Source organism: Amycolatopsis sp. lyj-109, assembly GCF_046548995.1.
Lineage (GTDB): Bacteria > Actinomycetota > Actinomycetes > Mycobacteriales > Pseudonocardiaceae > Amycolatopsis.
Genome location: NZ_JAJPWR010000002.1, coordinates 695,884 through 721,912 on the forward strand (window position 1 = coordinate 695,884; position 26,029 = coordinate 721,912).

26 protein-coding genes and 1 tRNA gene are annotated in these 26,029 nt (G+C 71.0%); 6 read left to right on the forward strand and 21 right to left on the reverse strand.

The annotated features are described in order from the left end of the window. Positions 1-21: 21 nt before the first annotated feature. From ACLJQF_RS07165 to ACLJQF_RS07180, 4 genes are all read right to left on the reverse strand, one after another. Positions 22-846, reverse strand: a complete 825-nt coding sequence (locus tag ACLJQF_RS07165; protein ID WP_410607395.1) for a hypothetical protein — start codon at positions 844-846, stop codon at positions 22-24. Then, positions 843-1,355 (reverse strand): SigE family RNA polymerase sigma factor, encoded by a 513-nt coding sequence (locus ACLJQF_RS07170; RefSeq protein ID WP_410607396.1) that lies wholly within the window; start codon positions 1,353-1,355, stop codon positions 843-845. The genes ACLJQF_RS07165 and ACLJQF_RS07170 overlap by 4 nt, the downstream gene beginning before the upstream one ends. A gap of 312 nt (positions 1,356-1,667) precedes the next feature. Further along, the gene (locus tag ACLJQF_RS07175) at positions 1,668-2,021 is read right to left on the reverse strand and encodes a DUF952 domain-containing protein (RefSeq protein ID WP_410607397.1); all 354 of its coding nucleotides are present in this window, start codon (positions 2,019-2,021) and stop codon (positions 1,668-1,670) included. Positions 2,022-2,189: 168 nt separating this feature from the next. Next, positions 2,190-3,071: a DUF5926 family protein gene (locus ACLJQF_RS07180; protein ID WP_410607398.1), complete on the reverse strand. Its 882-nt coding sequence runs from the start codon at positions 3,069-3,071 to the stop codon at positions 2,190-2,192. A gap of 53 nt (positions 3,072-3,124) precedes the next feature. Here ACLJQF_RS07180 and ACLJQF_RS07185 point away from each other — a divergent pair, with 53 nt between their 5' ends. After that, positions 3,125-4,291: a cytochrome P450 gene (locus ACLJQF_RS07185; RefSeq protein ID WP_410607399.1), complete on the forward strand. Its 1,167-nt coding sequence runs from the start codon at positions 3,125-3,127 to the stop codon at positions 4,289-4,291. Between the two features lie 113 nt (positions 4,292-4,404). Here the strand turns inward: ACLJQF_RS07185 and mca are convergent, their stop codons facing one another. Together mca and ACLJQF_RS07195 are read right to left on the reverse strand one after the other, a co-directional pair. After that, entirely contained in the window at positions 4,405-5,247 is an 843-nt protein-coding gene (mca, locus tag ACLJQF_RS07190; protein ID WP_410607400.1) for a mycothiol conjugate amidase Mca, read from the reverse strand. Next, complete coding sequence (locus tag ACLJQF_RS07195; RefSeq protein WP_410607401.1) at positions 5,244-6,590, reverse strand: MDR family MFS transporter; 1,347 nt, start codon at positions 6,588-6,590, stop codon at positions 5,244-5,246. Before ACLJQF_RS07195 ends, mca begins: the two co-directional genes overlap by 4 nt. A gap of 96 nt (positions 6,591-6,686) precedes the next feature. On the opposite strand from ACLJQF_RS07195, the gene ACLJQF_RS07200 reads away from it, so the two are divergent. Continuing rightward, positions 6,687-7,277, forward strand: coding sequence for a TetR/AcrR family transcriptional regulator (locus tag ACLJQF_RS07200; RefSeq protein ID WP_410607402.1), 591 nt, complete (start codon positions 6,687-6,689; stop codon positions 7,275-7,277). Here ACLJQF_RS07200 and ACLJQF_RS07205 read toward each other — a convergent pair. The 12 genes from ACLJQF_RS07205 to ACLJQF_RS07260 form a co-directional block, all read right to left on the reverse strand. Beyond that, positions 7,274-8,314 (reverse strand): DUF4328 domain-containing protein, encoded by a 1,041-nt coding sequence (locus ACLJQF_RS07205; RefSeq protein ID WP_410607403.1) that lies wholly within the window; start codon positions 8,312-8,314, stop codon positions 7,274-7,276. The genes ACLJQF_RS07200 and ACLJQF_RS07205 overlap by 4 nt on opposite strands. Positions 8,315-8,316: 2 nt before the next feature. After that, the gene (locus ACLJQF_RS07210) at positions 8,317-8,676 is read right to left on the reverse strand and encodes a rhodanese-like domain-containing protein (protein WP_086847539.1); all 360 of its coding nucleotides are present in this window, start codon (positions 8,674-8,676) and stop codon (positions 8,317-8,319) included. A gap of 100 nt (positions 8,677-8,776) precedes the next feature. Continuing rightward, positions 8,777-10,567, reverse strand: a complete 1,791-nt coding sequence (locus ACLJQF_RS07215) for a cation acetate symporter (protein WP_410607404.1) — start codon at positions 10,565-10,567, stop codon at positions 8,777-8,779. Between the two features lie 31 nt (positions 10,568-10,598). Then, on the reverse strand, positions 10,599-11,123 hold the full coding sequence (locus ACLJQF_RS07220) for a hypothetical protein (RefSeq protein ID WP_410607405.1): 525 nt from the start codon (positions 11,121-11,123) through the stop codon (positions 10,599-10,601). 12 nt (positions 11,124-11,135) lie between these two features. Beyond that, entirely contained in the window at positions 11,136-11,969 is an 834-nt protein-coding gene (locus ACLJQF_RS07225; RefSeq protein WP_410607406.1) for a LytR/AlgR family response regulator transcription factor, read from the reverse strand. Positions 11,970-12,052: 83 nt separating this feature from the next. Further along, positions 12,053-13,444, reverse strand: coding sequence for a carbohydrate-binding protein (locus ACLJQF_RS07230; RefSeq protein ID WP_410607407.1), 1,392 nt, complete (start codon positions 13,442-13,444; stop codon positions 12,053-12,055). Between the two features lie 407 nt (positions 13,445-13,851). Then, entirely contained in the window at positions 13,852-14,313 is a 462-nt protein-coding gene (locus ACLJQF_RS07235; RefSeq protein WP_410607408.1) for a hypothetical protein, read from the reverse strand. A gap of 68 nt (positions 14,314-14,381) precedes the next feature. Continuing rightward, positions 14,382-15,227, reverse strand: coding sequence for a S49 family peptidase (locus ACLJQF_RS07240; protein ID WP_410607409.1), 846 nt, complete (start codon positions 15,225-15,227; stop codon positions 14,382-14,384). Between the two features lie 80 nt (positions 15,228-15,307). Then, the gene (locus ACLJQF_RS07245) at positions 15,308-16,633 is read right to left on the reverse strand and encodes a histidine kinase (RefSeq protein ID WP_410607410.1); all 1,326 of its coding nucleotides are present in this window, start codon (positions 16,631-16,633) and stop codon (positions 15,308-15,310) included. A 99-nt stretch (positions 16,634-16,732) separates the two neighbouring features. After that, positions 16,733-17,593 (reverse strand): Fpg/Nei family DNA glycosylase, encoded by an 861-nt coding sequence (locus tag ACLJQF_RS07250; RefSeq protein WP_410607411.1) that lies wholly within the window; start codon positions 17,591-17,593, stop codon positions 16,733-16,735. 12 nt (positions 17,594-17,605) lie between these two features. Then, on the reverse strand, positions 17,606-18,046 hold the full coding sequence (locus tag ACLJQF_RS07255) for a hypothetical protein (RefSeq protein ID WP_020642704.1): 441 nt from the start codon (positions 18,044-18,046) through the stop codon (positions 17,606-17,608). 113 nt (positions 18,047-18,159) lie between these two features. Beyond that, positions 18,160-19,716, reverse strand: a complete 1,557-nt coding sequence (locus tag ACLJQF_RS07260) for a sigma-70 family RNA polymerase sigma factor (RefSeq protein WP_410607412.1) — start codon at positions 19,714-19,716, stop codon at positions 18,160-18,162. A gap of 187 nt (positions 19,717-19,903) precedes the next feature. Here ACLJQF_RS07260 and ACLJQF_RS07265 point away from each other — a divergent pair. Further along, a tRNA-Gly gene (locus ACLJQF_RS07265) sits at positions 19,904-19,976 on the forward strand. A gap of 150 nt (positions 19,977-20,126) precedes the next feature. Here the strand turns inward: ACLJQF_RS07265 and ACLJQF_RS07270 are convergent. The 3 genes from ACLJQF_RS07270 to ACLJQF_RS07280 all read right to left on the reverse strand — a co-directional run bounded on the left by ACLJQF_RS07270 (position 20,127) and on the right by ACLJQF_RS07280 (position 21,964). Further along, positions 20,127-20,528, reverse strand: a complete 402-nt coding sequence (locus ACLJQF_RS07270; protein ID WP_410607413.1) for an immunity 7 family protein — start codon at positions 20,526-20,528, stop codon at positions 20,127-20,129. Between the two features lie 33 nt (positions 20,529-20,561). After that, positions 20,562-21,164, reverse strand: coding sequence for a DUF2716 domain-containing protein (locus tag ACLJQF_RS07275; protein WP_410607414.1), 603 nt, complete (start codon positions 21,162-21,164; stop codon positions 20,562-20,564). A gap of 194 nt (positions 21,165-21,358) precedes the next feature. After that, the gene (locus tag ACLJQF_RS07280; protein ID WP_410607415.1) at positions 21,359-21,964 is read right to left on the reverse strand and encodes a hypothetical protein; all 606 of its coding nucleotides are present in this window, start codon (positions 21,962-21,964) and stop codon (positions 21,359-21,361) included. 155 nt (positions 21,965-22,119) lie between these two features. On the opposite strand from ACLJQF_RS07280, the gene ACLJQF_RS07285 reads away from it, so the two are divergent. The 3 genes from ACLJQF_RS07285 to ACLJQF_RS07295 all read left to right on the forward strand — a co-directional run bounded on the left by ACLJQF_RS07285 (position 22,120) and on the right by ACLJQF_RS07295 (position 26,027). Continuing rightward, the gene (locus ACLJQF_RS07285) at positions 22,120-23,445 is read left to right on the forward strand and encodes an alginate O-acetyltransferase AlgX-related protein (protein WP_410607416.1); all 1,326 of its coding nucleotides are present in this window, start codon (positions 22,120-22,122) and stop codon (positions 23,443-23,445) included. 31 nt (positions 23,446-23,476) lie between these two features. Further along, entirely contained in the window at positions 23,477-25,417 is a 1,941-nt protein-coding gene (locus tag ACLJQF_RS07290) for a glycosyltransferase family 4 protein (protein ID WP_410607417.1), read from the forward strand. Positions 25,418-25,490: 73 nt separating this feature from the next. Beyond that, on the forward strand, positions 25,491-26,027 hold the full coding sequence (locus ACLJQF_RS07295; RefSeq protein WP_410607418.1) for a hypothetical protein: 537 nt from the start codon (positions 25,491-25,493) through the stop codon (positions 26,025-26,027). The last annotated feature ends 2 nt before the right edge of the window (positions 26,028-26,029 follow it).

Below are 26,029 nucleotides of genomic sequence, written 5' to 3' on the forward strand. Positions count from 1 at the left end.
GTTTCCGCATGCGGTCGGCCCTCAGCCGGCGCAGTCCTGGGTGACGCTCGTCAGGCTCGTCTGCACGACTCCGGTCTCACCGAGCCGGAAGCGGTACTCGGCGGCGCCCCCGGCCGGCGCGACGACGTCGCTGGCCTCGTCCTTGGCCGCGGGGTAGGTGGCGAGGATCTGGTCCTTCGTGGACCCGGCGCCGATGCCCTCGGCGGTGTGCGCGGCCACGTCCGGGGTGACGACGACGAGCCCGGCCGCCTTCGAGATGACGACGCTCGCGGCCGCGGGAACCCCGCTGCCCTGTGCCTTGTAGACGGTGCAGCCGGCCCCGGCCTGCGCGTCGCTGAGCGTGACTGTCTGCGCGATCACATCGGCCTCGGACATGCCGAGCTTGAGCCGGCCGAATCCGTCGGCCGCGAGCAGCGGCCCGCTGGTCACGGCGGGGAGCGTGGACGGCCGCGGGGAGGCCGGTGGCCGCGGCGTCCGCGACGTCGCTGCTCCCGGCGGTGCGGAAACCTGGATGCTCTGGGTGCCGGTCGGCCCCGGCGACGACGGTTCCGGCGACCGGCCCGCCGTGAGGTTCTCGGGTGGTTTGACGCCGGCCCCGGTCCCGGGGGGAGACATCGCCGCGGTGCCGTCCTCGGTGTGGAGCCGGAACACGTTCAGCCCACCGGCGACGACGACCGCCGCGGCCGCCACCCCGGCCACGGCCTGCACGACGTGGCGACGACGGCGACGACGGCGCGCACCGGTGACGATGACCGTGCCGGCGTCCGGCGGCGGAGGCAGGTCCAGCCGCTCGTCGGCGAACAGGGCGCGCAGGCGCTGCTCCAGTTCGTCCTCGGAGATGTTCAACCCGCACCACTCCCTTCGCCTTCGCCGTCGGCCGACTTCAGCTTCATCCGCAGCGACGTGATCGCCTTGCTCGCCTGGCTCTTGACGGTGCCCTGGGTGATCCCGAGAGCACCGGCGATCTCCGCTTCGGAGAGACCTTCGTAGTAACGCAGCACCATCACGGCCCGTTGTCTCGGCGGCAGCGTTCGTAACGCACGCCACAGCGGCTCGTGCTCGAACGGGTCGGCCGGCACGTGCGGGCTGGTGTCCGGCAGGTCCGCGACCAGGTTCTCCCGGCGCGTCCGGCGCCAGCGGCTCACGTGCGCGTTCGCCATCGACCGGCGGACGTAGGCCAGCGGGTCGCCCGTCTTCTCGTGGACGTACGTCCAGCGCGAGCCGATCTTTTCCAGCACGGTCTGCACCAGGTCCGCCGCGTCGTGCGGGTTCCCGGTGAGCGCGTGACCGTATCGCAGCAAGCCCGGCAGCGTGGCCTGCACGAAGTCGCCGAAGTCGACGAACTCGCCAGCCAACGTCGCGGCCCTCCCTCGGCCTGCGCTGGTCACCGGGGTGATGATCCGGCCGAAAGCAGGCGGACACGGTCCGGAGTCAATCCGCTCACCGGCACCCATTCCGCCGTGACTGCCGGTCGGATCATCACCGGTCGACACAGCATCTCCCCCGGTGAAGACGGGTGCCGCAGCGGTCACCGTATCGCCTCCCATCGGGGTCGGGTAGCCAGAAGCCGAGTCGCTTTCCTCCCCAACACGCATCACAGCCCCCTCAGGTTGCCTGCGTACCCGGCCGAATTCGCTCTTCGTCGGCCGGGTGACGGTCTGCCCACGTCAGCGGTGGGCGAGCGAGTCGGGCAGGCGGAAACCGCTGCCGTCGGACTCTCGGAATTCGTGCACGCCGACGACCGCCGCATGCGGAATCGGACCGTAGACGTGCGGGAACCAGATCCCGGCCGGGTGCGGCGGCGCGCCGTCCTCCCAGCGGACCGGTACGTCGAGCTTCCCCAGGTCGATTTCGAGCAGCACCAGATCGGCGCGACCCCGGTACAGCGCGTTGGCCGGCAGGTGTGCCGTGCCGAAGTCGGAACAGTGGACGAACCCGACTTCCCCCAGTGAAGACGGCCGGTACTCGCCGCCTTCGCCCACTTCGGCCCACTCGGCCGCCCCGCAGATGTGGAGTATCACGCCGAGAATCGTCCCACCGGCCGGAACCGTCAGCGGTGTCTCTTGCGCCACATAATGCCTGGTTGAACGCTCATCGAGCGGGTGGAGGACCACCGGTTCATACCGATGGTCCGGCACCCGCCGACGAGCCACGGACGAGTTGACTGACGCCCCGTAGGCGCGGTGCGGTCAGCGCAGGGTCAGCTGCCGGCCGATGAGGCCGTCCCGCGCCCGGCGCTCGGTCGCGTTCAGCGGCTCGCCGTCGAGCGACTTCAGCGCCGTCTCGAGCCGGGCACCGAGAGCGTCCTTCGCTTCCGCCCACTCGCGGGCGTGGGCCTCGGGGTCGAGGTCCCAGACCGGGACGAGCAGACCGTGCGCCCGGAACGAGCCGGCGTAGCGCGAGCCCTCACCGAGGCCGAGCTCGCCGGCCGCGGACAGCCGGGCGAGGGCCTGGAGCAGCAGGTTCTCCGGCTCCGGCCGGACCCAGCGCAGGTGCGCCTTCTCGCCGGCGAGGACCCAGTAGGCACCCGAGCCGAGCCGTTCGGTGGGCATGATCGCGGCGTTGGCGCGCTCGAGCGACACGGCGACGTCCCCGGTCGCGTCCGCGTCCTCGGGCAGCCACCAGGCGAAGTCCTTGTGCAGCGTGACGTCGAGTTCGGCGCCCGGCGCCAGCAGGTCCTGCAGCCGCGCGTGCTCGTCGGCGGACGGCGGGGTGGTGGTGTCCGGCACGCCGAGGACGTCGCCCTCCTTGGCGTCCAGCAGCCACTTCAGCGACCGGCCGAGGTCACGGCTGATGTCGGACGAGCGGGTCTGCACCTGCAGGCCGAGGTACCGCCGGCCGTCCGAGCGGACGAACGCGGCCGCCGCCATCGGCAGCACGGTCCCGAGGGTGACGTCGCCGCCGTCGACGAGGGTGAGCTGAGCCGTCGCGGACGGCACGAACTCGCGCAGCGCGATCAGCTCGGGCTCCGCCGTCAGCCCTTCGAACGGCTGGCCGACGAAGACGTCGCGCACCTTCGGCTTGCGGTCCGATGCCTGCTTGGGACCCTTCTTGCGCGCGCCCTTGCCCACTGCTGCCTCCTCTGGCTCGGCTTCAGACGCTATCGAAGGGTTAGTCTCGCGACGTGTTCGACCCCCGCGATCCCGCGTTCCTCGACGACCCGTACCCGGCGTTCGCCGCACTCCGCTCGCAAGGCGAAGTTCATTTCCACGAAGGGCTCGGCCTCGCCATCGCCGTGTCGCACGCCGCGTCGTCGGCGGTGTTGCGCCACCGCGGCCTGGGCCGGATCTGGCAGGACGCCCAGCCGCTCGAGCGGTTCGCCTCGTTCAACCTCCTGCACCGCAACTCGCTCCTGGAGAACGAGCCGCCGGCCCACACCCGCCTGCGCCGCCTGATCGCGGGCGCCTTCGGCCGCGGCCACGTGCAACGGCTGCGTCCGATGGTCGCGACACTCGCCACCCGCATGGTCGACGACCTCGCGGCCGCGATCACCACCGACGGCAGTGCCGACCTCCTCGAGCACCTCGCCCAGCCGCTGCCGGTCGCGGTGATCGCCGAGTTGCTGGGCGTCCCCGGCACCGACGGGCCGCGGATGGTCCACCTGTCCAACGCCATCGTCAAGATGTACGAGTACGACCTCGCCGAGGAAGGACGCGACGCGGCCGAGGAGGCCGCGGCCGAGTTCGTCGACTACGTCCGCTCCGTCGCCGCGGCCCGTGCGGACGCACCGGGCGACGACATCATCAGCGACCTCCTCCGCAGCGAGCTGACGCCCGACGAGCTGGTGGCCACCGCGGTGCTGCTGCTGATGGCCGGCCACGAGGCGACGGTCAACGTGCTCGGCAACGGCATCACGGCCCTGCTCACGCACCGGGACCAGTGGGAGCGCCTGCTGGCCTCACCTGCCCTTCTGGATTCGTGTGTCGAGGAGCTGATCCGGTTCGACGCGCCCCTGCAGTTGTTCGAGCGGACGGCGACCGAGGACGTGTCGATCTGCGGACATGTCGTTCCGCGCGGCCAGAAGATCGGCGCGCTGCTGGGCGCCGCGGCCCGCGACCCGAAGGTGTTCGACGAGCCGGACCGCCTGGACATCGGCCGGACGCCGAACGCCCACCTCGGGTTCGGCCTCGGGATCCACTACTGCGTGGGTGCTCCTCTCGCTCGGGTGGAGATCGCCGCCGCGCTGAGCGCGCTGGCGGAGAAGCTGCCGGGGTTGCGGTTGGTGGCGGCTCCGCCGCGGCGGCCGGAGTTCGTGATCCGCGGGTTGCGGGAGCTTCGGGTCACCGTGTGACTGGGGTTCCAGCCGGGGATCGCGCGGGATCCGGGGCGGACCTCGCGTGATTGGAGGGGTATCTCGCGTGTCTGGAGGGGCATCATGCGTGATTGGCGGGCCATCACGGGGGTTCATGGGGTCAGTCCGGTGAAGAGGTCGGTTTCGAGGAGCGGGCCCGGCGTGGGGTGGGCTCGGTGGTAGTCCTCGTGGGGCCAGACTCGGCGTTCGATTTCGCGTGAGTGCTGGAAAAACGGGTGGGCCGGGTCTACCTGGGTGGTGTGGGCCAGGAGGGCTTGGTCGCGGGTGGCGAAATAGGCGTCGCAGCGGATTTTTGTGGTGACCGGGAATTTGTCGGGTGGGAGCTCGGTCAGGACTTCGGCCATTGAGGACTCCAGGCCGGCGGCCAGGGTGGCCTCGTGCAGCGCCTCGAACCAGGCACGGCTGAGGGTTGCTTGGTAGTACAGCTTTTGCGGACGCCACGGCTCGCCGGTGCCGGGATAGCGGGCGGGATCGGCGGCCGCGGCAAAGGCTTCGACCGTCACCTCGTGGGTGCGGATGTGGTCCGGGTGCGGGTATCCGCCCGTTTCGTCGTAGGTGATCACCACATGCGGGCGGAACTCGCGGATCAGCGCCACCAGCGGCGCCGCCGCCTCGGACAGCGGCAGGGCCGCGAAGCAGCCCTCGAGCAACGGCTCGCCGGAGGCGGGCAGGCCCGAGTCGGCCAAGCCGAGAAAGCGCTGGCGGACGCCCAGGATTTCGGCGGCCGCGGCCATCTCGCGACGACGGATCGCTGGGAGGTCCGCCCACGTCTGGGGCGTGTCCAGGGCCGGATTCAGGACGTCGCCGCGTTCGCCGCCCGTGCAGGTGGCGACCAGGACATCGACGCCTTCGGCGGCGTAGCGGGCCAGGGTGGCCGCGCCCTTGCTGGACTCGTCGTCGGGGTGGGCGTGGACGCTCAAGAGGCGGAAGGTCACCGGGTGCTCCTCTGCGGGTAGAAAAGGGCGGGGATCAAGGTCAGCGCCGACAGCGCCAGTGCCCACGTGAAGGTGGTGCCGTACGCCGCCGGGGCCGGCGCGGCCATGAGTTCGCGGTGGAGGATCGCGGCCAGCAGGGCGGTGCCCAGCGAGCCGCCGATGCGGTTGACCACGTTGAACGCGCTTGCTGCCCGGGGAATGCGGGACCGCTCCAGCGAGCCGTACAGCGTCGTCATGCCAGGGGCGGTTGCCGCGCCCAAGCCGGCGCCGCGGATCAGGAGGGACAGTGTCAGCAGGACCCCACCGGGCGCCGAAGCGAGCTGAGTGAACGCGATCGTGCCCAGCAGGGACAGCGCGATCCCGCCCAGCATCATGCGACGCGGCCCGAAGCGGGCCAAGAGCCGTCCGCTCGCCAGCATGACCACTGCCGAGCCGAGGGCCTGGGGCGCCAGCAGCAGCCCGGCCCGCAACGCGCTCGCGTGCTCGACCTGCTCGTAGTACAGCGGAAGCAGCAGCATCGAGCTGTACAGCGACGCCCCCAGCAGGAACGTGCTCGCGCTCGCGGCCGCGAACCCCCTGTTCCGGAACAACGTCAGATCGAGCACCGGCGACGCCGCTCGGGAAGCGTGTACGCCGTACGCCAGCACCAGCGCGGCCCCGGCCACCCAGGCGACGACCACGCCTTCGGCCAGGCCGTAGACGAGCGCGCCGAGCCCTGGTGACAGCAACGCGATTCCCCGGACGTCCAGTGGGGTATGCGGGCCGTCCGGCGCCGGAGCCGGGAGCAGCCGGCGCGCGAAGAGGAACGTCGCCACGCCCAGCGGGACGACGCCGAAGAACATCCAGCGCCACCCGAAGTCCGCCACCAGCGCGCCGCCGAGCATCGGGCCCAGCACCGGGGCCACCGTCGCCGGCAGGGTGATCACGCCGATCATCCGGCCCAGCGCCGGCCCGGCCGCCTGCGCGAACACCGCCTGCCCGACCGGCTGCATCAGCCCGCCGCCCAGCCCGTGGAGCACCCGGAACGCGATCAGGGCCGGCGCGGACCAGGCGAAGCCGCACAGCAGCGTGCCGGCAGTGAAGATCACCACCGCCGTCAGCCAGACGGCACGGCCACCGAACCGGTCGGTCAGCCAGCCCGACAGCGGGATGGCCACCGAGGCCGCGAGCAGGTACGCGCTCGCCACCCACTGCACCGTGGTCAGCGGGCTGTCCAGGTCACGGGCGATCGAGCCGATCCCGACGGTCACGATCGTCGCGTCGAGGATCGACAGCACCGCGCCCATGATCAGCACACCGCCGAGCCGCCACAGCGCCGCATCCGGCCGAACTGCCGTCCTCATGCTCACCCCCAGATTGATTAGGTCGAACCTCAGATTAGGTCGGACCCACTCATTGGGTCAAGCACAATCTTGGGTCCGACCCAGTAGAGTGACGCCATGAGCGAGGGACTGCGGGCCCAGAAGAAACACGAGACCAGGAAGACCATCTCCGACGTGGCCACGCGGCTGTTCATCCGCAACGGCTTCGAGGACGTGACGATCGCGGACATCGCCGCGGAGGCGCGGGTCGCCAAGATGACCGTGACGAACCACTTCCCCCGCAAGGAAGACCTGGTCTTCGACATCCGCGAAGACTTCGTGTCCTGGCCCGCCGCCCTGATCCGCGACAGCGTCTTCCACGACACGCGCGAGCTCTACTTCGAAGCGCTGGGCGCCGAGCACGCGCTGGTCGGCTTCTCCGGCCCCGGCTTCGTGCGGATGATCAAGGAGAGCCCGGTCCTGACGAACGCGCTGCACGAGCTGCACCGCGAGCGCGAGGCGACGCTCATCGACCTCCTCGTCCGGCGCCACCCCGAAGAGGAGCTCAACCCGATGCTCGCCGCCGCCCACCTCGCGACGGTCCTGCGCGTGCTCTTCCAGGAGGTCTCCGACCGGACCCTGGAGAACGAAGAAACGATCGTCGACGAGCTCTGGCCCATCGCGGAACAGGCCTTCGACCAGCTCGAGCCGGTCTTCGGCCGCTACTAGCGCGCGGCGCCGGCGGGCCGCGAAGTCCGCAGCTCCGGCTCGGGCGCACCCTTGACCTTGAGCACGCGCATCTCGCGCACGTCCCGCACGTCCGACGGCGCCAGCAGCGCGGAGAACCGCCGCACCACCAGGGCCGTCAGCACCGCCAGCGCGGCCGCGGAAAGATCGGTCAGCGCGACCAGGACGACGCTGTCGGCCATCGACTGCACGTCGTCACGGAAGCGCCAGAAGATCGACACGCCCAGCAGGATCCAGTTGAGCAGCCAGGCGCCCCACCAGCCGAGGACCTGGCGCGACGGCTTCGGCCGGGCGTCCCGCGAGCGGCCCAGCACCGCGTGCTCCAGCTCGCCGACGACCGACAGCGCCAGCGGCAGGTTCGCCACCGGCACGAGGACGCCGACCAGCACCTGCCACACCGGCCGCGGCGGGTCGTCGCCCGAGACGTCCGCCGCCGCCTGGCGCGCGACCAGCAGCCACCAGAGCGACAGCCCGGCGGGCAGCAGCGCGAGGGTCGAGGCGAGCAGGCCCGCGGTGAGCACGAAGCCGTCGGAGAACGCCACCACCGAGCGGGACAGCGCGGAGTCGCGGCCCTGGATCAGCAGCACGTACCGCCAGATTTCCGCACCGGCGGCGGCCGCGGCGAGCACGGCGAAGGCGAAGAGGACGGCGACCACGCTGCGGCTGAGCACCGGCACCCGGTCGATCGGGCGGGTCTCGTCGGAGGCCGTGCCGGGCACCGTCGTCGGACGGCGCCAGACCAGGTTGGGGAACCCCCAGCGCGGCGGCACCGGGTACGACGGCGGGCCCAGGTACGGCTCGGGCGCGACGACGCGGCGGCGTGGCCAGGCACCGGGCGGCGGGGTCGCCACCCAGCGCAGCTTCGGCCGGTGCACCGGACGGCGGTGGTAGGGGTACGGCTCTGGCTGGGCGGCCAGCGTCCGGCCCTGCAGCTGCTGGGCGGACGGCGGCGGCGCTTGACGCGGCCAGTACCCGGGCGGCGGGTACGGCTGCCCGGCGGGAGGCTGCCCCGGGTGCAAGGCTAGATCACTTCGGGTTCGATGCCGGGGTGCTCGCCGACCATCGGACGGCCTTCGCGTTGCCACGCGCCCATGCCACCGGCCACGTTCACCGCGTCCCAGCCGCTCTGGTTGAGCCACGCCGCGGCGCGCGCGGACCGGCCGCCGCTGCGGCAGATCACGTGGATCGGCTGGTCGTCGGGCAGATCGGCCAGTTCACCGACGCGGGCGGGCAGCTCCCCCATCGGGATGTGCACCGCACCGGGCGCGTGTCCGGCGGCCCACTCGTCGTCTTCGCGGACGTCGAGCAGCACGAGGCCGTCCTTGGGCAGATCGCGGACCTCGGCGGTCGGCAGTTCAGCAGGGCTCACCACGATTCCCATGCTGCCATGCCGGGGCGTTGCCCGCGCGTGAGGTGTGATTCGGAGGTCGACACGCGTGATTGAGAAGTCGACACGCGTGATTGGGGGGTCGACACGGAAATCACTTGCGGTGCCGGCCGCGCCCGGCGATGCGGGTCTTCTCCTCGGCCTGGCCGAACCGCGCGACGGCCCTGTCCCGCATGAAGCCGAGCGGGTCCGGCGCGTGCAGCCGCAGCATGATGTCGTGGACGTGCTCCGGGCGGCCGTACCCGGTCACGCGGCTGACCAGGTACGTCGTCACGAAGGCGGCCGGGACGGTGATCAGCGCGGGCTGGTTGACGAACCAGGGCGCCCAGCCGCCGGTGTAGCCGCTCACGACGTCGACCACCAGCGCGGCCAGCACCAGGCCGCCGCCGACGAACATCCCGGCCAGCGCACCCGGCCAGGACAGCTTGCGCCACCAGATGCCCAGCACCAGCAGCGGGCTGAACGTCGACGCGGCGAGCGCGAACGTCAGCCCGATCGACAGCGAGATGTCCTCCGGCCGCAGTACGACCGCCAGCCCGATCGGGCACAGCGCGACCAGCCCGGCCGCCACGCGGAAGTCCCGCACCCGGCCGGGCAGCAGGTCGGTCGACACCACCCCGGCGACGCTCACCAGCAGCCCGGACGTGCTGGACAGGAACGCCGAGAAGGCACCCGCCGCGGTGACCGCGCCGAGGATCTGGCCACCGAGGCCCGGCAGGATCGCCGAGGGCAGCTCCAGGATCGCCGCGTCCGTCTTGCCGGTCACCAGCAGTTCGGGGACGTACATCCGCGACAGCGCGCCCAGCAACGTCGGGAACAGGTAGAACAGCCCCAGCAGCAGCAGGACGTGCACGGTCGTGCGGCGCGCGGCCTTCCCGTCGGGGTTGGTGTAGAAGCGGACCAGCACGTGCGGCAGGCCCATCGTGCCGAGGAACGTCGCGAACATCAGCGAGTACGTCTGGAGCAGGTCGGTGAGGCTGCCCGAGCCCGGGTGCAGCCAGGCCGCGTTGTCCGCGACGGAGTCGCTCACCACGGGGACCGGCGTGCCGGCCATGAACTTCAGTTTGGTGCCTTCGGAAACCGTGTGGGGCGCCAGCGGTGTCCAGTGCGTCGGCCCGGCGGCCGGGCCGTTGTCGGTGCGGCCGTAGGCGTAGAGGTAGGTGTCCGAGGTGACGTGCAGGGTGACGTCGGTCTGCACGTCCACTGTGGTGTCGCTGACGAAAACCGGTGGTGCGGGCGCGCCGAGGGGCCGGAACCCGTCCGGGCTGCCGCCGGTGAAGAACACCGTGCAGAGCACGAACGCGGGCACCGAGATCGCGAACAGCTTGATCCAGTACTGAAGCGCCTGCACCACGGTGATCGCCCGCATGCCGCCGGAGATCACGTTGAACGCCACGAGAACCATCACCGCGACGGCACCCGACCACACCGGCACCGGGAGGATCGTCGCCAGCGTCAGCCCGGCGCCCTGCAGCTGCGGGACCATGTAGAGCACCCCGATGAACACGACGAACGCCGTGGAAAACCGGCGCAGGCCCTGCGAGCCGAGCCGCATTTCGACGAAATCGGGCAGCGTGTAGGCCCCGGACCGGCGCAGCGGCGCCGCCACGAACAACATCAGCGCCAGGTATCCCGCGGTGAACCCGATCGGGAACCACAGCGCGTCGGCGCCGTCCTTGAGCACGATTCCGGCGATGCCGAGGAACGAGGCCGCGGACAGGTATTCGCCGGAGATCGCGGCGGCGTTGCGGCGGGACCGCACGGTGCGCCGCGCGACCAGGAAGTCGTGCGTGCTCGTCGCCGACCGCGAGGAGCGGTGACCGAGGTAGGGCGTCACCACGGCGACCAGCACGATGCCGGTCAAGGCCCACGGGTTCAGCTGCACGGGAGGAATCCTCGCACGAGTCAGTGCGAAACTAGTTTTCGATCATGTCCACGAACGCGCGTTCGTTGCGTTCGGCGAGCCGGTTGTACCAGATTCCGACGCCGAACAGGAATGGGAAGGGCAGCACGCCGAGAATCAGCCAGGCCACCGGGATGCCGAGCAGGCTGGCCCGGGAGAACCCGGGCAGCAGGTAGAACAACGCGGGCAGCGAGCCGAACACGCCAGCGACGAGCAGCGAGAGCAGCAACGCCGTCCGCAGCTGCACCTTCACCAGGTGGTCGCGGACGAGCAGCTTCCCCCAGCTGGTCTGCTCCTCCAGCTCGACCCGGGCGCGCAGGGTGCCGGCGCCGCGCCGCGGGTCGGCGAGGATCACCCGCTCGCGCTTGGGTTTCGCGTGGTGTTCCGGCTTCGGCGGCGGCTCGTTCTCCGGTGCCGGCGGCAGGGACTCGACGACGGCCCGGTCGGCCGGCTGCGGCAGCGGCCGGGCGCGCCTGCCGAGGGTCGGATCCGGTTCGCGGACGCCGTTCGAGCGGCGCTCGTAGAAGTCGTCGGTCATGGCCGGTCCCGGTCAGCCGTTCCGGCCCGAACCGACCAGCCGGTCCTTCAGCGCGCGAGTGTGCCGCCGGCTCACCGGCAGCACCTTCTCCTCGTTGCCGATGACGACCTGGTAGCCACCCTGGCCCATCCGCAGCTCGGTGATCAGCGGCAGGGCGACCAGGAACGACCGGTGGATGCGTACGAACCCGGCTTTCTCCCAGCGCTCTTCGAGCTGGGCCAGCGGGATGCGGACGAGGTGGCTGCCTTCGGTGGTGAACAGCCGCGCGTAGTCGCCCTGCGCCTCGACCCAGCGGACCGAGGAGCGCGGGATGAGCTTGGTGGTGCCGGCCAGCTCGACCGGGATGACCTCGTCGTCGTTCTTGACCGGATCGCCGCCCAGCGCGCCGGGCGGGGGCGCCGCGGCGGCGGCCAGCTTCTCCAGCACGCGCGTGATCGCGCGGTCGAGGCGGTCCTGCTGGTACGGCTTCAGCACGTAGTCGAGGGCGCCGAGGTCGAAGGCGTTGACGGCTTCTTCGGCGTGCCCGGTGACGAACACCAGCGCGGGTGACGGCCGCAGCGCGGCGAACACGCGCGACATCTCCATCCCGGACAGTCCGGGCATGTCGATGTCCGCGAAGACGGCGTCGACGATCGGCAGGCCGCGGTCCTTGCGCTCGCGCAGCCGCGGGTCGTCGGTGGACAGCAACCGCAGCGCCTCGGAGGCGTCGATCGCCGGGAACACCTTCGCCACGTGCGGGCTGTTGCGCAAGCAGTGGACGAGTTCGTCAAGACCGTTCGGCTCGTCGTCCACAGCCAGGACCACGAGTTTCCGGGTGTCATCGTGAGCACTCACAGTGAAACGCATCCTGCCCATTGCCGAGTGCAATGTCCAGCCCCCGTCCGCCTGATGTGGGGAGACCCGCAGCCGGGCCGCGGGTCCCCCTCGTCTCAGTGCACGAAAGTGAACCAGTTGAGGTTCACGAAATCCGCGGGCTGGCCGCTGGTGAACGTCAGGTAGACGTTGTGCACGCCGGTGACGGCGCTGATGTTCGCCGGGACGGTCCGCCAGCTCTGCCAGCCGCCGGTGTTCCCCACCGCGAAGCTGCCGACGGGCGCGTTGGACCGGCTGTCGAGCCGCACCTCGACGAGTCCGCTGACCCCGGCCGCCGCCCCGGACGCGACGCGCGCCTGGAAGTTCGTGGCCGCGCCGCTGCCGAAGTCGACTCCTCCGTAGAGCGCCCAGTCGCCGTTGGCCACCGCGCCGATGTTCTGGCCGCCGCCGGTGTCCGTGGTGGCCTCGGTGATCACGCCGGCCTGCTGGGTGTACGCCTCCGCCTGGATCGTGCTGTAGGCGCTGCCGCCGTTGCCGGGCGGCGTCGTGGTGGTCGGCGGGGTCGTCGTGCCGCCGCCGCTGCCGCCGCGGGTGGTCACCGTGACGTAATCGACCACCATCGGGTGACCCGGCACGATCCCCGGCCCCGGTGTGGTCGTGCCGGAGTTGTTGTTGGGGAACGCGCCGCCGATGGCGAGGTTCAGCAGCACGAAGTAACCCTGGTGGGTGGTCATGTTCGCCCACGTCGTCGCGTCGAGCTGGTTCTGGCTCACCGAGTGGAACTGCTGCCCGTCGACGAACCAGCGGAGGACCTGCGGGCTGCTGCTCGCGTCCCATTCGAAGCGGTAGGTGTGGAAGGCCGACTGGCAGCTGCTGCCGGGGCAGGCCCGGTTGTTCGGCAGGCCGGTGGTCTCGTTGCACGGGCCGCCCGGGTTGACGCCGCAGTGCAGGACGCCCCAGACGGAGTTGATCCCGTTGACGTTCTCCATGATGTCGAACTCGCCGATGGCGGGCCAGTTCCACCAGTTGCCGCGGTAGGGGCCACCGAGGGCCCAGAACGCCGGCCAGTAGCCGAGCGCGGCCGCGCCGGTGACGTTCGGCATCTGGATCCGGCTTTCGATCCGCATGACGCCACCGGCCGGTGGCTTGAAGTCGGCGCGCTGGGTTTCGATCCGCGCCGACGTCCAGTTGCCCGCGCCGTCGCGCAACGGCGTGATGCGGAGGTTGCCTGCGCCGTCTTGTGCGAGGTTGGCCGTGCCGGCGGTGTAGTTCTGGATCTCGCCGGTGCCCCAGTTGCTGGGGCCGCCCGGGTAGCTGTGGCCGGTGTCGATGATCCAGTTCGCGCTGGACGGGAGCGAGCCGGAGCCGCCGGTGAAGTCGTCGGCGAAGACGGTGGTCCAGCCCGATTCGGGCGGCGGGATCGAGGCCGCCGCGGGCAGCGTGAGGGGGATGGCGATGAGCGCGGCGCCGAGCACGGCTCCGATGGCGAGTCTGCGGGAGTGGGGCATCGGGTACGACCTCCTTGTCGACCGGATTTGTTGCCGTTCACAACAAAGCCCGTCGACAAGGAGACCTGAGGCCCCACCTCGATTCCAGGGGCGTTACACGGGTTGGGTGATCCAGGTCACAAAGTCTGCCCGGAAGGCCACTGGCTCAGAGGCCGAAGCGGGACCAGGCCGCCTTCTGCGTCACCGCGTCGCGTCGTTATTCGGTGCCTTTCGGATGACCAGTACTCGCCAAGATCACCCGAACGATCCTTCTGTCCGGATCGGGGCAGTACCAGATCCGGCCGCCGGCAGTCACTTCGTACTGCCATTGGTCGAGCGCCCGACCACCGATTCCTCGCGTGGCGAAGGCACCCTTCAGCTTGTGTTGGCGGGCGGCGCAACACGATCGCCGCGTTTCGCCGGCATGTTCAGACGTCCGTGGGGCCCGGCACCGGACCGTGGTCTTCGTCGATCGGTCCGGTGAGCTTGGCAGCGAGTGCCGGATCGGCATGAATGGCGGCAGTACTGCGCCATTCCGTGATCGTCTGGGCAAGAACCGACCACTGCCCCAGTTCCGCCGAGGCCTGGAAGGCGCGCGCGAAGTCCCTGACGAACTGGATCTGCTCGGCCTTGGGCAGGACGTCCACCCAAGGGAATTCGTCGAGGAGCGCCGTCGCCGCCACGTCATGCGGAAGGTGCGCCAGCACATTGCGCAGTGCGCGCGCCGCCGCCACCGAGCCTTCCGAAGCCGAATGCGCGCGATCTTCCCTGGTCAGCAGCAAGGCAGCACCATCTCGGCGACGGACCCGGACATCGCCTTCGTCAGCGAGTGCAGCGACGCTCCTGGGATCGCGCTGCAACTCGCTCCACTGCACTTCGGTGGTGACCATGCCGCAATTCTGAACTTTTTCAGAAGTTATGGCAAGTCCGGCCGCCCGGCCAGGTGAACGCCTGCTCCTCAGAGGCCGAAGCGGGACCAGGCCGCCTTCTGCGTCACCGCGTCCAGCACCGCCGACGCCGCCGCCGGTGCGCCGATGCCCAGCCGTGCCAGTAGCGGCCTCTTCGGCTCGGCCACCGAGATCTCCGCGTCCGGGTAGCGCTCGGTGATGATCTGCCGGAGGCTGCCGAGGCCGTCGATCAGGCCGAGGTCGAGCGCCTTCGCGCCGAGCCAGACGTCGCCGGTGAACAGGTCCTCCGCGTCGGTCAGCCGGTCGCCGCGGCGCTCCTTGACCCAGCTCACGAACAGGTCGTGGAGCTGGGTGTGCATCTTCTTCAGCCACTCGACGTCTTCGGGCTTCTCCGGCGAGAACGGGTCGAGCCGCGACTTGTTCGCGCCCGCCGTGTGCAGCCGGCGCTCGATGCCGAAGCGTTCCAGCAGGCCGGTGAACCCGAAGCCGCCGCTGATCACGCCGATCGAGCCGACCATCGACGTGCGGTGGGCGTAGATCTCGTCGGCCGCGCAGGCCAGCCAGTACCCGCCCGACGCGGCGACGTCCTCGCAGAACGCCAGTACCGGGACGTTCTTCTCGTCGGCCAGCTGCCGGATCCGCTCGGCGACCAGGCCCGACTGCGTCGGCGCGCCGCCCGGGGAGTTCACCAGCAGCGCGACCGCCTTCAGCCGATCGTGCCCGAACGCCCTGGTCAGCGCCGATTCGACGGCGGCGAGGTTGATCGCGCCCCTGGCCAGCGGCGACGGCGACGGCGTGATCACGCCGTGCAGCTTCACCACGGCCACGACGTCCTTGCGCTCGACCCGGTCGGCGAGCACCGGGATCCGCGAAGCCAGTTTGTCCGTAACGCTCATGAAGCCAGGCTAGCCGGATTTTTCGGGGGTCCGGGTGGCGAAGCCCCCGGCCCGGGGCGAAGCCCCGGATGTCAGCGGATTCAGCCCATGGGGAGGATGCCGGAGCGCGTGCCGTTGACGCCGTTCACCTCGGCGCCGTTCAGCTGGGAGGGACCGCCCTGGGCCGGGACGTCGGCCTCGCCGGAGTCGGTTTCGGAGCTGTAGTCCGGCATGTTCGGCCGGACGCCCGGGACGAACTTGGGCACCCGCAGCGTCACCTTCATGCCGGCGCCGGGCGCGGTCTCGACCATCACCGCGTAGTCGCTGCCGAAGACCTGCTGCATGCGCTGGCTGATGTTGCCGAGCCCGACGTGCGCGCCGGTGCTGTGCGCGTTCTTGACGTCCTTCAGCCGCCGTGGGTCCATGCCGATGCCGTCGTCCTCGACGCTGATCAGCGCTTCGGTGCCGTAGTCCTGCGCGATCACCGTGACGCAGCCGCCGCTGGGCTTGCTCGCGAGGCCGTGCTTGACGGCGTTCTCCACCAGCGGCTGGATGATCAGGAACGGCACGACGACGCTGAGCACCTCGGGCGCGATCTTCATCCGCACCTCGAGCCGGCCGCCGAAGCGGGCGTTCTCGATGGTCAGGTAGCGGTCGATGTTGCGCAGCTCCTCGGCGAGCGAGGTGAACATCCCCGACGTCCGGAACGAGTAGCGCGTGAAGTCGGCGAAGTCCTGAAGCAGCTCGCGCGCCTCCTCGGGATCCGTGCGGATCAGCGCGGAGATCGTGTTCAGCGCGTTGTAGACGAAGTGCGGGGAGATCTGCGCCCGGAGCGCCTTGATCTCGGCCTGCTGGAGCTGCTGCTTCGACTCGTCGAGCCGGGACAGCTCGAACTGGGTGCAGACGAACTGGGCGACGGCGTCGGCCATCTGCACCAGCCGCCCGCGAGTGCGGCCGACGACGATCAGCGCCGCCTCGGTCTCGCCCTCCACCAGCAGCGGCACGATGACCGCGGTCTTCATCCGGCAGGTGCCGCGGTGGTTGCACGGCATCCGGTCGTGCGCCACGACCTCGCGGCGGTGCTTGCGGATGGCCGCGCCGATCGCGTCGACGAGGTCGACGTAGTGCTCGTTCGCCTCGCCGTCCCAGGACAGCAGCGTGCCTTCGCTGTCGGTGATGCCGACGGCGACGCAGTCGAGCATCTGCAGCAGCTGGGTGGTGATCTTGTCGGCGGCGTCCTCGTCCAGGCCCGCGCGCAGGTTCGGCGCGGCCTTCGACATCCGGTGCACCGCCTGCAGCATGGCGTCCTCCACCACACTGGCGGGCCGGCGCTGCTTGACCAGCAGCACGATCACCGCGGCGACGAGCAGCACCACAAGACCCCACGGGACGATCTGCGCAAGCGGGAACCCGGACACGGCGTCCATGCTCTGCGCTCGACCGACCGGGTGCAAGGCCTGATCCCACTTTCTGTCCAACTGCGCTGACCGAGGGTTGCCGAGACCTTACCGAGCGTCCGGAACCGGCTACTTCAGCAGGCGCGACATCCGGCGGTCGGCAAGCGGCTTGCCGCCGGTCTGGCACGTCGGGCAGTACTGGAACGACTTGTCGGCGAAGGATATTTCGCGGATCGTGTCGCCGCAGACGGGGCACGGCAGCCCGGTCCGCGCGTGGACGCGCAGGCCCGACCGCTTCTCCCCCTTCAGCCGGGCCGCCTTCTGCCCCACCGACCGCTCGACGGCGTCGGTCTCGATGTCGTGGATCGCCTCGGCGAGGGTTTCCAGCGCGCCTTCGTCGAGCTTGCCGATCGTGGCGTAGGGCGAGAGCTTCGCGCGGTGCATGATCTCGTCGGAGTAGGCGTTGCCGATCCCGGCGAGCAGCGACTGGTCGGTGAGCGCCCACTTCAGCCGGGTGTTCTTGCCGGCGAACAGCGCACGCAGCTGAGCGGCGTCCACGGCGAGCGCGTCCGGGCCCAGCCGCGCGACGCTCGCGATCTCCTGCGGGTCCTTGACGACCCACACCGCGAGGCCCTTCTTCGTGCCCGCTTCGGTGAGGTCGAAGCCCGGGCCGGTGGCGGCCTCGAGGTGCACCCGCAGCGAGATCGGGCCCTTCCCCGGCTTCAGCGGCGCCGCGGCGAGGCCGTCGGACCAGCGCAGCCAGCCCGCGCGGGCCAGGTGGACGACCAGGTGCAGGTCACCGGCCACGACGTCGAGGTGCTTGCCGTGCCGGGTCGCGCCGGTGATCTCGCGGCCGTGCAGCTCGGTCCACGGTGGCGTCGCCGTCTTCAGCACACTCAGCGATGCGACATCGATGCGGAAGATCGTCCGGCCTACGGCGTTCTCGCGCAGGTGGTGAGCCAGTGCTTCGACCTCGGGTAGCTCGGGCATGGCTCCAGTGTCCTACTCGACCGGGTGAAGCGGCCCGTCGAAGTCCGGCAGCGAATGCCGCTGGATGGTCTTGGAGATCTTCTTGACCTCGCCCTGCACGGTGAACATGCCGCGGATGGTGCCGACCCAGCGCTCGGACGGCCTGTCCCCGGTCACGTCGCCCTCGGTCTCCGCGACCACGGTCCACGGACGGCGCAGGATCCACCGCAGCGGGAAGAACAGCACCACGAGCAGCAGCGCCAGCAGCACCCACGCCGGGATGTTGACCTGGTCGGGCGTCCACACGACGAGGATCACGGCCAGCAGCGTGGTGACGACGATCATCGCGATCCCGGGCCCGTAGCTGCCCGCGACGTCGTGCTCGAAGTCGTCGGCCGTTGCCGGTGCGCGCCATTCCATCTGGGCACGGACCACCCAGTCGCGGCCGTCTTCGCCGCGTACCAGCCGGTTCATTCAGTTGCCTCCCGGGGCGCCCGCAGGGTGAGCGCCTCAACGGTACCGTGCCCGGGCTCACCCGCGCGAGGGAGGAACCGGACATCTCGCCCGGTGGAGGAGATCACCGCTGATCAAGAACCCGACGGTGCGGCCGGTGCCGGGTCCGCAGGTTCGCCCGACCCGGTGACGGCGGACGTGCCGGCCGGGCACGGCTTGCCCGAAGTCGGCGTCACCGTCGTCGACGGCTCCGGCGGCGGCTCGGTGTCGTCGGTCTCGTCGTCCTTCGGCGCGGGCTTCTCCGCGTCATCCGACGACGGGGCCGGCTTGCCGGGCCGGCCGGTCGGCGACAGGTCGGGCGCTTCGGCGTCCTCCGGCACGGGCGCGTCGGTGGACTCGGTCGTCATCGTCAGGTCGGGCCTCGACGAGTCCAGCCGCGGCGACGTCGCCGGCTGGTCGGACGCGACGAACGTCGAAGACGTGAGGTCTTCGCGCGGGGCGGGCTGGGCACCGTCCACCGCCGCGACCGGGACCTCCCCGGCGACCGGCAGCTCCGGCACTTCGTTCGCGGCAACCTGCCGCTCCCCGTTCCGCGACCGGGCCGGGACCGCGACCCCGGTGCCGCGGCCGTTGAGCACGCCGATGCCGATCCGCGGCTCCGGCGGTGCCTGCGGCGGCGGCTGGTGGTGCGTCTCCGACGGCGGCACCACGACCAGCTCGGGCGCCCCGCCGGACAGCCCGACGTCCAGCACCGGCCCGGCCCCGAACAGCACCGGCCCGGCCGCGACGCCGACGGCACCCACCGCGGCGGTCGACGCCAGCGCCAGCCCGATCTTGACCTTCGAACCGACCAGGACACCCTTGACCGTCGCACCGAGCCCGGCCAGCACCCCGCTGCCGCCCACCGACGCGGCGGCCGGCACCAGCAGCACCAGCACCCCGGCGTGCGCCCGCAGCGACGAGCAGACGTCCCGCAGCTCGTCCTGCGTCGCCCGGCACGACGGGCAGCCGTGCAGGTGCGCCTTGATCCGCTCGGCCTCGGCGCCGGTGACACTGCCCGCGGTGAACCCGCCGAGCTTTTCGACGACCGCCCGGCACGAATCCGGCCCGCGGTTCACCGAAAGGTGCGCCTGCAGGTACGCCGCACGCAGCCCCTGCCGGGCCCGCCGGGCCAGCGCGGCGGTCGCGTTCGCGCTCAACCCGAAATGGGGAGCGACCATCGCGGGCTGCTCACCCTCGACCTCGGTCTGCCACAACACCGTCCGCCACCGCTCCGGCAGGCTGGTGAACGCCGTCGTGATCAGCGTGTGCTCGGCCGTGCGGGCGTGCGTGTCGGCACCCGCCCCGGCGCGGAAAGTCAGTTCGTCGTCGGACACCGGGACGTCCCGGCGCGCCCCGTGCCACTCCCACGAAACGCGGCGGGCCACGGTCAGCAGGTAGGCGCGGACGTAGTCACGGGGACCGGCACCCCGGCGAAGAGCCTGCAACACGCGAAAGAACGTCTCCGCGGTGATGTCCTCGGCCTCGGACCGATCGGCCGCCAGGCTCTGCGCGAGCCGGCGGACCGCGGCGGCGTGCAGCTCGAACAGTTCCCCGAACGCGGCATTCTCGCCGTTGCGGAGCCGTTGCAGCAGTGCCTGCTCGTCGGATTCCGAGGCCGCTGGTGGCGGCACCGTGCCCAGCTCGGTCATCCGGCCCGGCACCTCCTCCCCGAAGGTTTCCCCATTCGGTCGAATGGAGACACCATACGGAGGGAATCAGCCGTCGTCACCCCTTGTACGCCAGCTGTGACACCGAAGCACCGGTCCGGGGAGAGGGGGACCCGGTGACACGACGCTCACAGGGACGGTATAGAGTTCTCTCCATCAGCAAGACAACGCGGATGTAGCGCAGCTGGTAGCGCATCACCTTGCCAAGGTGAGGGTCGCGGGTTCGAATCCCGTCATCCGCTCTCAAGGGTTGAAAGGGTTGTATCGGCAGAACGCGCCGATACAACCCTTTCGTCGTTTCACCCGGGGGCCGAGCCCCCGGACCCCCACGGTGCGTTCGTCAGGCCTGGGAAGGTGCCCTGGCCTCGGGGGATCCGGCGTTGCGGGGTGGGTCAGAGCTCGTAGGTGTCCAGGACGGTGGGGGCCACCGGGGTCAGGTGAGGGTCTTCGCGCTCGGTCACCTGGCCTCGGGCCATTCGGTACACGCGGAAGTTGTTGTCGTTCTCCGTGTCCTGGTCGTCCCACGTGTGCAAGAGGCCGTAGGAACCCGGAGCCAATTCGCCCGCGCGGGTGAACAATGTCAGGAGTTCGGGGCCCAGATCGCCGCCGTGCTTGTCGAAACCGCCGAAGTGGAGCATCGGCATTCCGGCACTCCAGCGGAGGTCGACCAAGTCGAAGTCGCCCGCGTCGCGGATCGCGCGGTGGACGCGGTCGACCAGGCGTTCCAGGAGCGCCGCGTCGTCATCGCCGCTCGCGGTCGCCTGGATGGTCACCCAGCCGTGATATTCGAACACCCGCAGAACGGTAGCAAGAGATCAACCAGCGGTTCAGCGGGCCAGCTCGGACGGCTCTTCGGGGGTCCGGGTGGCGAAGCCCCCGGCCCGGGGCGAAGCCCCGGTTGTCTCCGACGGCTTCCCGTCGCGGCGCAGCACGTTCGTCAGCACGCCTTCGCCGAGCCGCTCGAACGCCGGCACCAGCTTCTCGCCGAACACGCACAGCGTCCGCTCCCACGGGTGGCCGAGCGTGCCGTAGGAGAAGTCCGCGGCCAGGAACAGGTGGTAGTCCGCACGCGGGAACACCGGCACCGGCCACCGGGCGCTCCCGGACATCAGGTGCGGGCGGACGCGGTAGGACTGGTGCTGCCAGTGCAGCGCCCACATCCAGTCGTTCGGGCCGCAGACCTCGCGGAACGCGGCCAGCGCGATCGTCCCGACCTGGTGCTCCTCGACCGCGTACGGGCCCAGCCGGAACTCCGCCGAGGCACGGTCCAGGTTCCCGGGCGAAAGGTCCCACGTCCGCGACGGCGCCGGCTCCCGGAACCCGGGCCAGGCGTGCGCGTAGGTGCTCGGCCAGAACGCCAGCTTGTCGTACACCCAGTACCAGGCGGGCTCGTCGACGACGCGGGAGACGGCTTCCCAGGAAGCATTCACGTTTTGAGACCTCGAGTCGGCCAGGCGCGGAAGAACACGCGAAAGCTTCGTGTTCGGCCTCCGGTTTGTCCAGCCCCCGTCCGCCAGCCGCGAGGTGTGTCACTCGTCCGGGTGGGTTCCGCCAAGTAGTCACGGCGCGTGCTGCTCGCCGGCCGAGCGGGAGGCGCCGGGGCAACGCCCGGCGCCTCCCGGGCTCAGGCCGCGTCCCAGAGGGTGAGGAACGCCGAGGCCTCACTGCAGGCCCACGGTCGCATCCGGGCCCGGTCGCGGGCGGAAAGCCGATACTCCTTCGCCCGGCGGACGTCGATCACCAGCGCCTCGCCGCCGGGCAGGATGTCGGGCATCGCCTGCTCCAGCACCCAGAGCGCGAGCTGCGCCGACGCCTTCGCCAGTGGCTCCTCCTTGAAGTAGAGCCAGGTCGCGTAGGGGCGGCCGTCGCTCTTGCGCAGCCCCATCTGCGGGCTGACGCCGATTTCGAGCTCACCGATCCGGCACCGGCCGCGCCCCACCTCGACCAGCCGTGGCGACTTGCGGCCGAGGTATCGCAGCCAGCCCTCGGCGATCGCCGCGTAGTGCGGCTTCGTCCGCTCGTCGGCGGCGTTGACGAGCGCGCGCAGCGCCACCTCGTCCTGGTTCGCCGCCCGCCCGGACCGCACCGCGTTGGCCGCCCGCCGGTAGTAGTTGAACGCCGCCCGGGCCGGATCTTCGTACTGCCGGCGCTGCCGCCGGACGAACGACGACCGCGACGGCCCGGAACTCGCGCTGTAGCCCACGAATGTGGACAGGGTGATGTAGGCCATGGCCCTGCCTTCCTCCATCACGCCGCCCGCGGACGCGGGCGGCATCTCCCCTGGACAACGCCAATTTTAGAACATATGTACGACAGTTTCGGGGTCCTGACGGGTGACGGCAGGCGGAATCCCGACGCCCGCTCGGGCCGGACTATGGTTGAGGCGTGTCGGTGCATTTGGAAGGCGGAAAGCCGGATAAGCGGGTCCGGCCGCTGACCGTCCACGAGGCATGGCTGCCGAATGGCCACTCGATGTACCGGCCGCGCCACGGCCGTCAGCAGGTGGCCCTGATCTGCGCGCTCGTCTTCTTCCTGGCTCCGATGGTGTCGCTCGGCGTGTTCGGCAGGCCGGCGGCGTTCGAAAACCACCAGCTCCACGACTTCCCGAGCCCGGCGGACGGCTGGGGGTTCTTCAGCGGACTCAGCGCGTGGGCCACCGACTGGCTGCCCGGCCGCCAGGCCGCCGTGCAGGCGGAGGACGCGATCAGCCGGTCCGTGTTCGGGGAGCCGCCGCCGCTCGGCGCGCAGGGCACCCAGCCCGGCGTCGGCCCGGTCGCGAACCAGCCGCCCGCCCGGCCGGAGACCGGCCCGGTGCAGGGCCAGACGAACAGCAACTACCCGCCGGTGGTCGAAGGCCGGGACGGCTGGCTGTACCTGGGCAACGACATGTACGCCAAGTGCAACCCGATCATCCCGTCCGCCGACGTGATCGGCGAGCTGATCGGTCTCCGCCGGGCCGTCGAGGCGTCGGGACGGCGGCTCGTGCTGATCGTCCCGCCGGACAAGTCGGACATCTTCCCCCAGTTCCTGCCCGACCAGTACGCCGGCAAGGACTGCGCCCCCGTCGCCGCCCGGACGATGTGGCAGCGGCTGGACACCGAGGTCGGCTACCTGGACCTGCGGCAGCCGTTGCTCGCCGAGTCGCAGCGCCGTGGTGCCCCGATCTACTTCAAGCAGGACACCCATTGGCAGTTCCACGGTGGGTTGACCATGGTCCGGGCACTGGCCGAAAACCTCCGGCCCGGCGTGACGAGCACCTGGCGGACCGCGCCCAAGGAGACGTTCGACAAGCTGACCGACCTGCCGCCGCTGATCGGCCGCACCGGCAGCGAGCCAGCCGAGCTGGAGTCGCTGGCCCCGGACGGCGGCGCGGACCGGACCCGCACGTTCTTCGGCCAGCCGAACACGATCCCCATCGAGCTGCACGGCCGGCCGGCCACCGGGACCATCTCCGACAAGGTCGCGATGATCGGCGACTCGTTCACCGGCTTCGCCAACATGTACCTCGCGGCCGCGTTCACGGACCTGACGATCATGCACTCCGACTACGTCCAGCAGGACGCCTCGGCGGCCGCGGCGAAGCTCGTCGACAGCGACGTCGTGGTGATCGAAATCGCCGAACGCAACCTCATCGGCGGGCAAAGCCCTATCCTGGCCCCCGCTGTGGTCAAGACGCTGAGCGAACAGCTCGCGAACCACCCCCGGCGATGAGCGCGGCACCGCGCACGGACGAAGGAACAAGATGATCGAGCGGGAGCTGCCGTGGCTCGCCGGCGTGGACGCCGCCGGTGCTTCGGTGACCGCCGACCGGATCTCGGTCGGCGGCTGGCTGGTCTCGCCGGCCGGCCCGGACGGCAGCACCGTCCGGATCGGCGGCCGGGTCGCCACGGTGCACTGGGAGCGTGGCACCGACGCGGTGCCGGGCGTCCCCGCGGACTGGCCGGTCTGGACGTGGCGGGCGGAGGCCGAGTGCGACCAGCCGGTCGGCGCGGAAACGACGGTCACCGCGCCCGACGGCACCGAGCTGAGCCACACGACCGTCTGGCCGGAGAGCAGCTACCGCGAGCCCGCGCCGCTCGGCGAGATCGACTTCCCGGCCGCCGATGCCGAGATCGCCGGTGACCTCATGGTCGTCTCGGGCTGGCTGCTGCTCGACGGCAAGCTGCCCAGCCACGTGGAAGTCGACGTCGAAGGCGCCGCACCGCAGCGGGCGCGGCTGATGCTGCCCCGGCCGGACGTCACCAGCACGCTGCCCGGTCAGGTCCGGCAGGCCGGGTTGAGCGGTTACGAAGCCCGCATCGCCCTGCCCCAGGCCCCCGGCGAAAGCCGCAAGGTGGCCTACCGCGTGCGCGCGTGGACCCGCGACGGCCGCGAATGGACCTCGCCCACCCGGTACGCGACGCTGCGCAGGCGGCCCGTCAGCCGGCGTGACGCCGAGGCCGTCCAGCGCTCGACGGCGTTCACCGAAGAGCTCCTCGGCCGGGTCAAGGCGGCTGTCGACACCGACCACGTCCTGGTGGTGACCCACAGCCTGCGCGTCGGCGGTGGCCAGTTCTGGCTCAGCGAACTGCTGCGCCACCTGGCGGGCCCGCACGAGCACAAGATCACGCTGGTTTCGCCGGAAGACGGTCCCCTGCGCGCCGAGCTGGAAGAGCTGGGCGTCACGGTGCACGTCACCGGTCACCACCGCGTCCAGGACGCGGTCACCTACACCGCGTACGTCGGCGAGCTGGCCATGCTGGCCACCGCGTCCGGGGCGGGGGTCGTCCTGGTCAACACGCTCGGGATGTTCGCCGGGGTCGACGCGGCGATGCGGGCGGGCCTGCCCGTCGCGTGGGTCATCCACGAAAGCTTCAGCCTCGAGGACTTCGCGTACCTGAACTGGGGCATGGACGCGCTCGACCCGCTGGTCCGCGCCCGCTGGGAACACTGCCTGTCGGACGCCGACGCGCTGCTCTTCGTCGCCGACGCCACGCGCGAGATGTTCCTGCCGTGGTCTCGGCCGCGCCGATGCATCACCGTCCGGTACGGCATCGACCTCGCCCCGGCCAAGCAGGCGCTGTACACGACGAAGGAAGAGGTCCGGCGGGAGCTCGGGCTGCCGGAGCGGGCGACCGTCCTGGTCAACATCGGCGTGAGCGAACCGCGCAAGGGGCACGCCCCGCTGCTGCTGGCGTTCGAGCAGGTCCGGACCACGCACCCGGACGCGCACCTGGTGATCGTCGGTACCCACGAATCGCCGTACTGCGACGCGCTGGCGGACTACGTCGAGGCGGCCGGGCTGGGCGGCTCGGTCAGCCTGGTGCCGATCGCCCGCGATCCGCTGCCGTGGCTGCGCGCGGCCGACCTGTTCGTCAACAGCTCCGACATCGAGTCGCTGCCGCGCTCGATCCTCGAGGCCATGGCGTTCCGGGTGCCGGTCGTCGCCGCCGACGTGTTCGGCACCCGTGAGATCGTCAGCGACGGCGAGAGCGGCTGGCTCTTCCTGCCCAACGACCTCAACGCGCTCACCGTGGGGCTGTTGCGGGCGCTGGACACGCCGCCCGCGGCCCGCGAGCGGATCGCCGAGCGCGCGCTGGCCGGCGTCGGTTCCTTCCTGGACTCCGCGCACTACGGTCAAGAGTTCTCCACCATCCTGAACGGCCTCGCCCGAGGCACCGGTACCGAGGAACGGCACGCATGAGCGAGCTTGCGAGCGAATCATTCAACACTGCGCTGGCCGCTCAGGCCGCACCGAGCGTCAGCGAGGTGTGCGCATGAGCTCCGAAGAAGGCCCGATCACCCCGGCCGCCGACGAACCGGTCGAGTACGCCGTTCCCGCGTCCGTGCGCGCCGAGCTGCTGCAGCTGCGCGCGGAACGCTCGGTGCTGATGGCCGAGCGCGAGCGCCTGCTCGGCAGGCTCCGGGGCGCCGACGCGGACCTGCGCGAATCCCTCCGCGTGCAGGAACGGCTCGCCGAAGAAGCCCGCACCAACGACGACCTCCGCCGTCAGGTCGACGAAAGTTCGGAGGCCCGCGTCGAACTGGACGCCCTGCGCCGCGACCGCGACCTCGCCCGGCAGGAGCTGGAGCGGACCCGGACCGAGCGCGACCAGCTCCGGATGGACCTGCTGCAGGCCGAGCTCGCCCTGCACGGCGCCGACCTGCCCGAGGTCGTCCACCACGACGAGCGGGAAGCCGAGCAGCTGCGCCGCCGGGTCGCCGAGCTCACGCAGGAGCTCGAAGCGCACCGCCACACGCTCAGCTGGCGGGTGACCGCGCCGCTGCGCACCGTGCGCCGGAAGACCCTCTGACG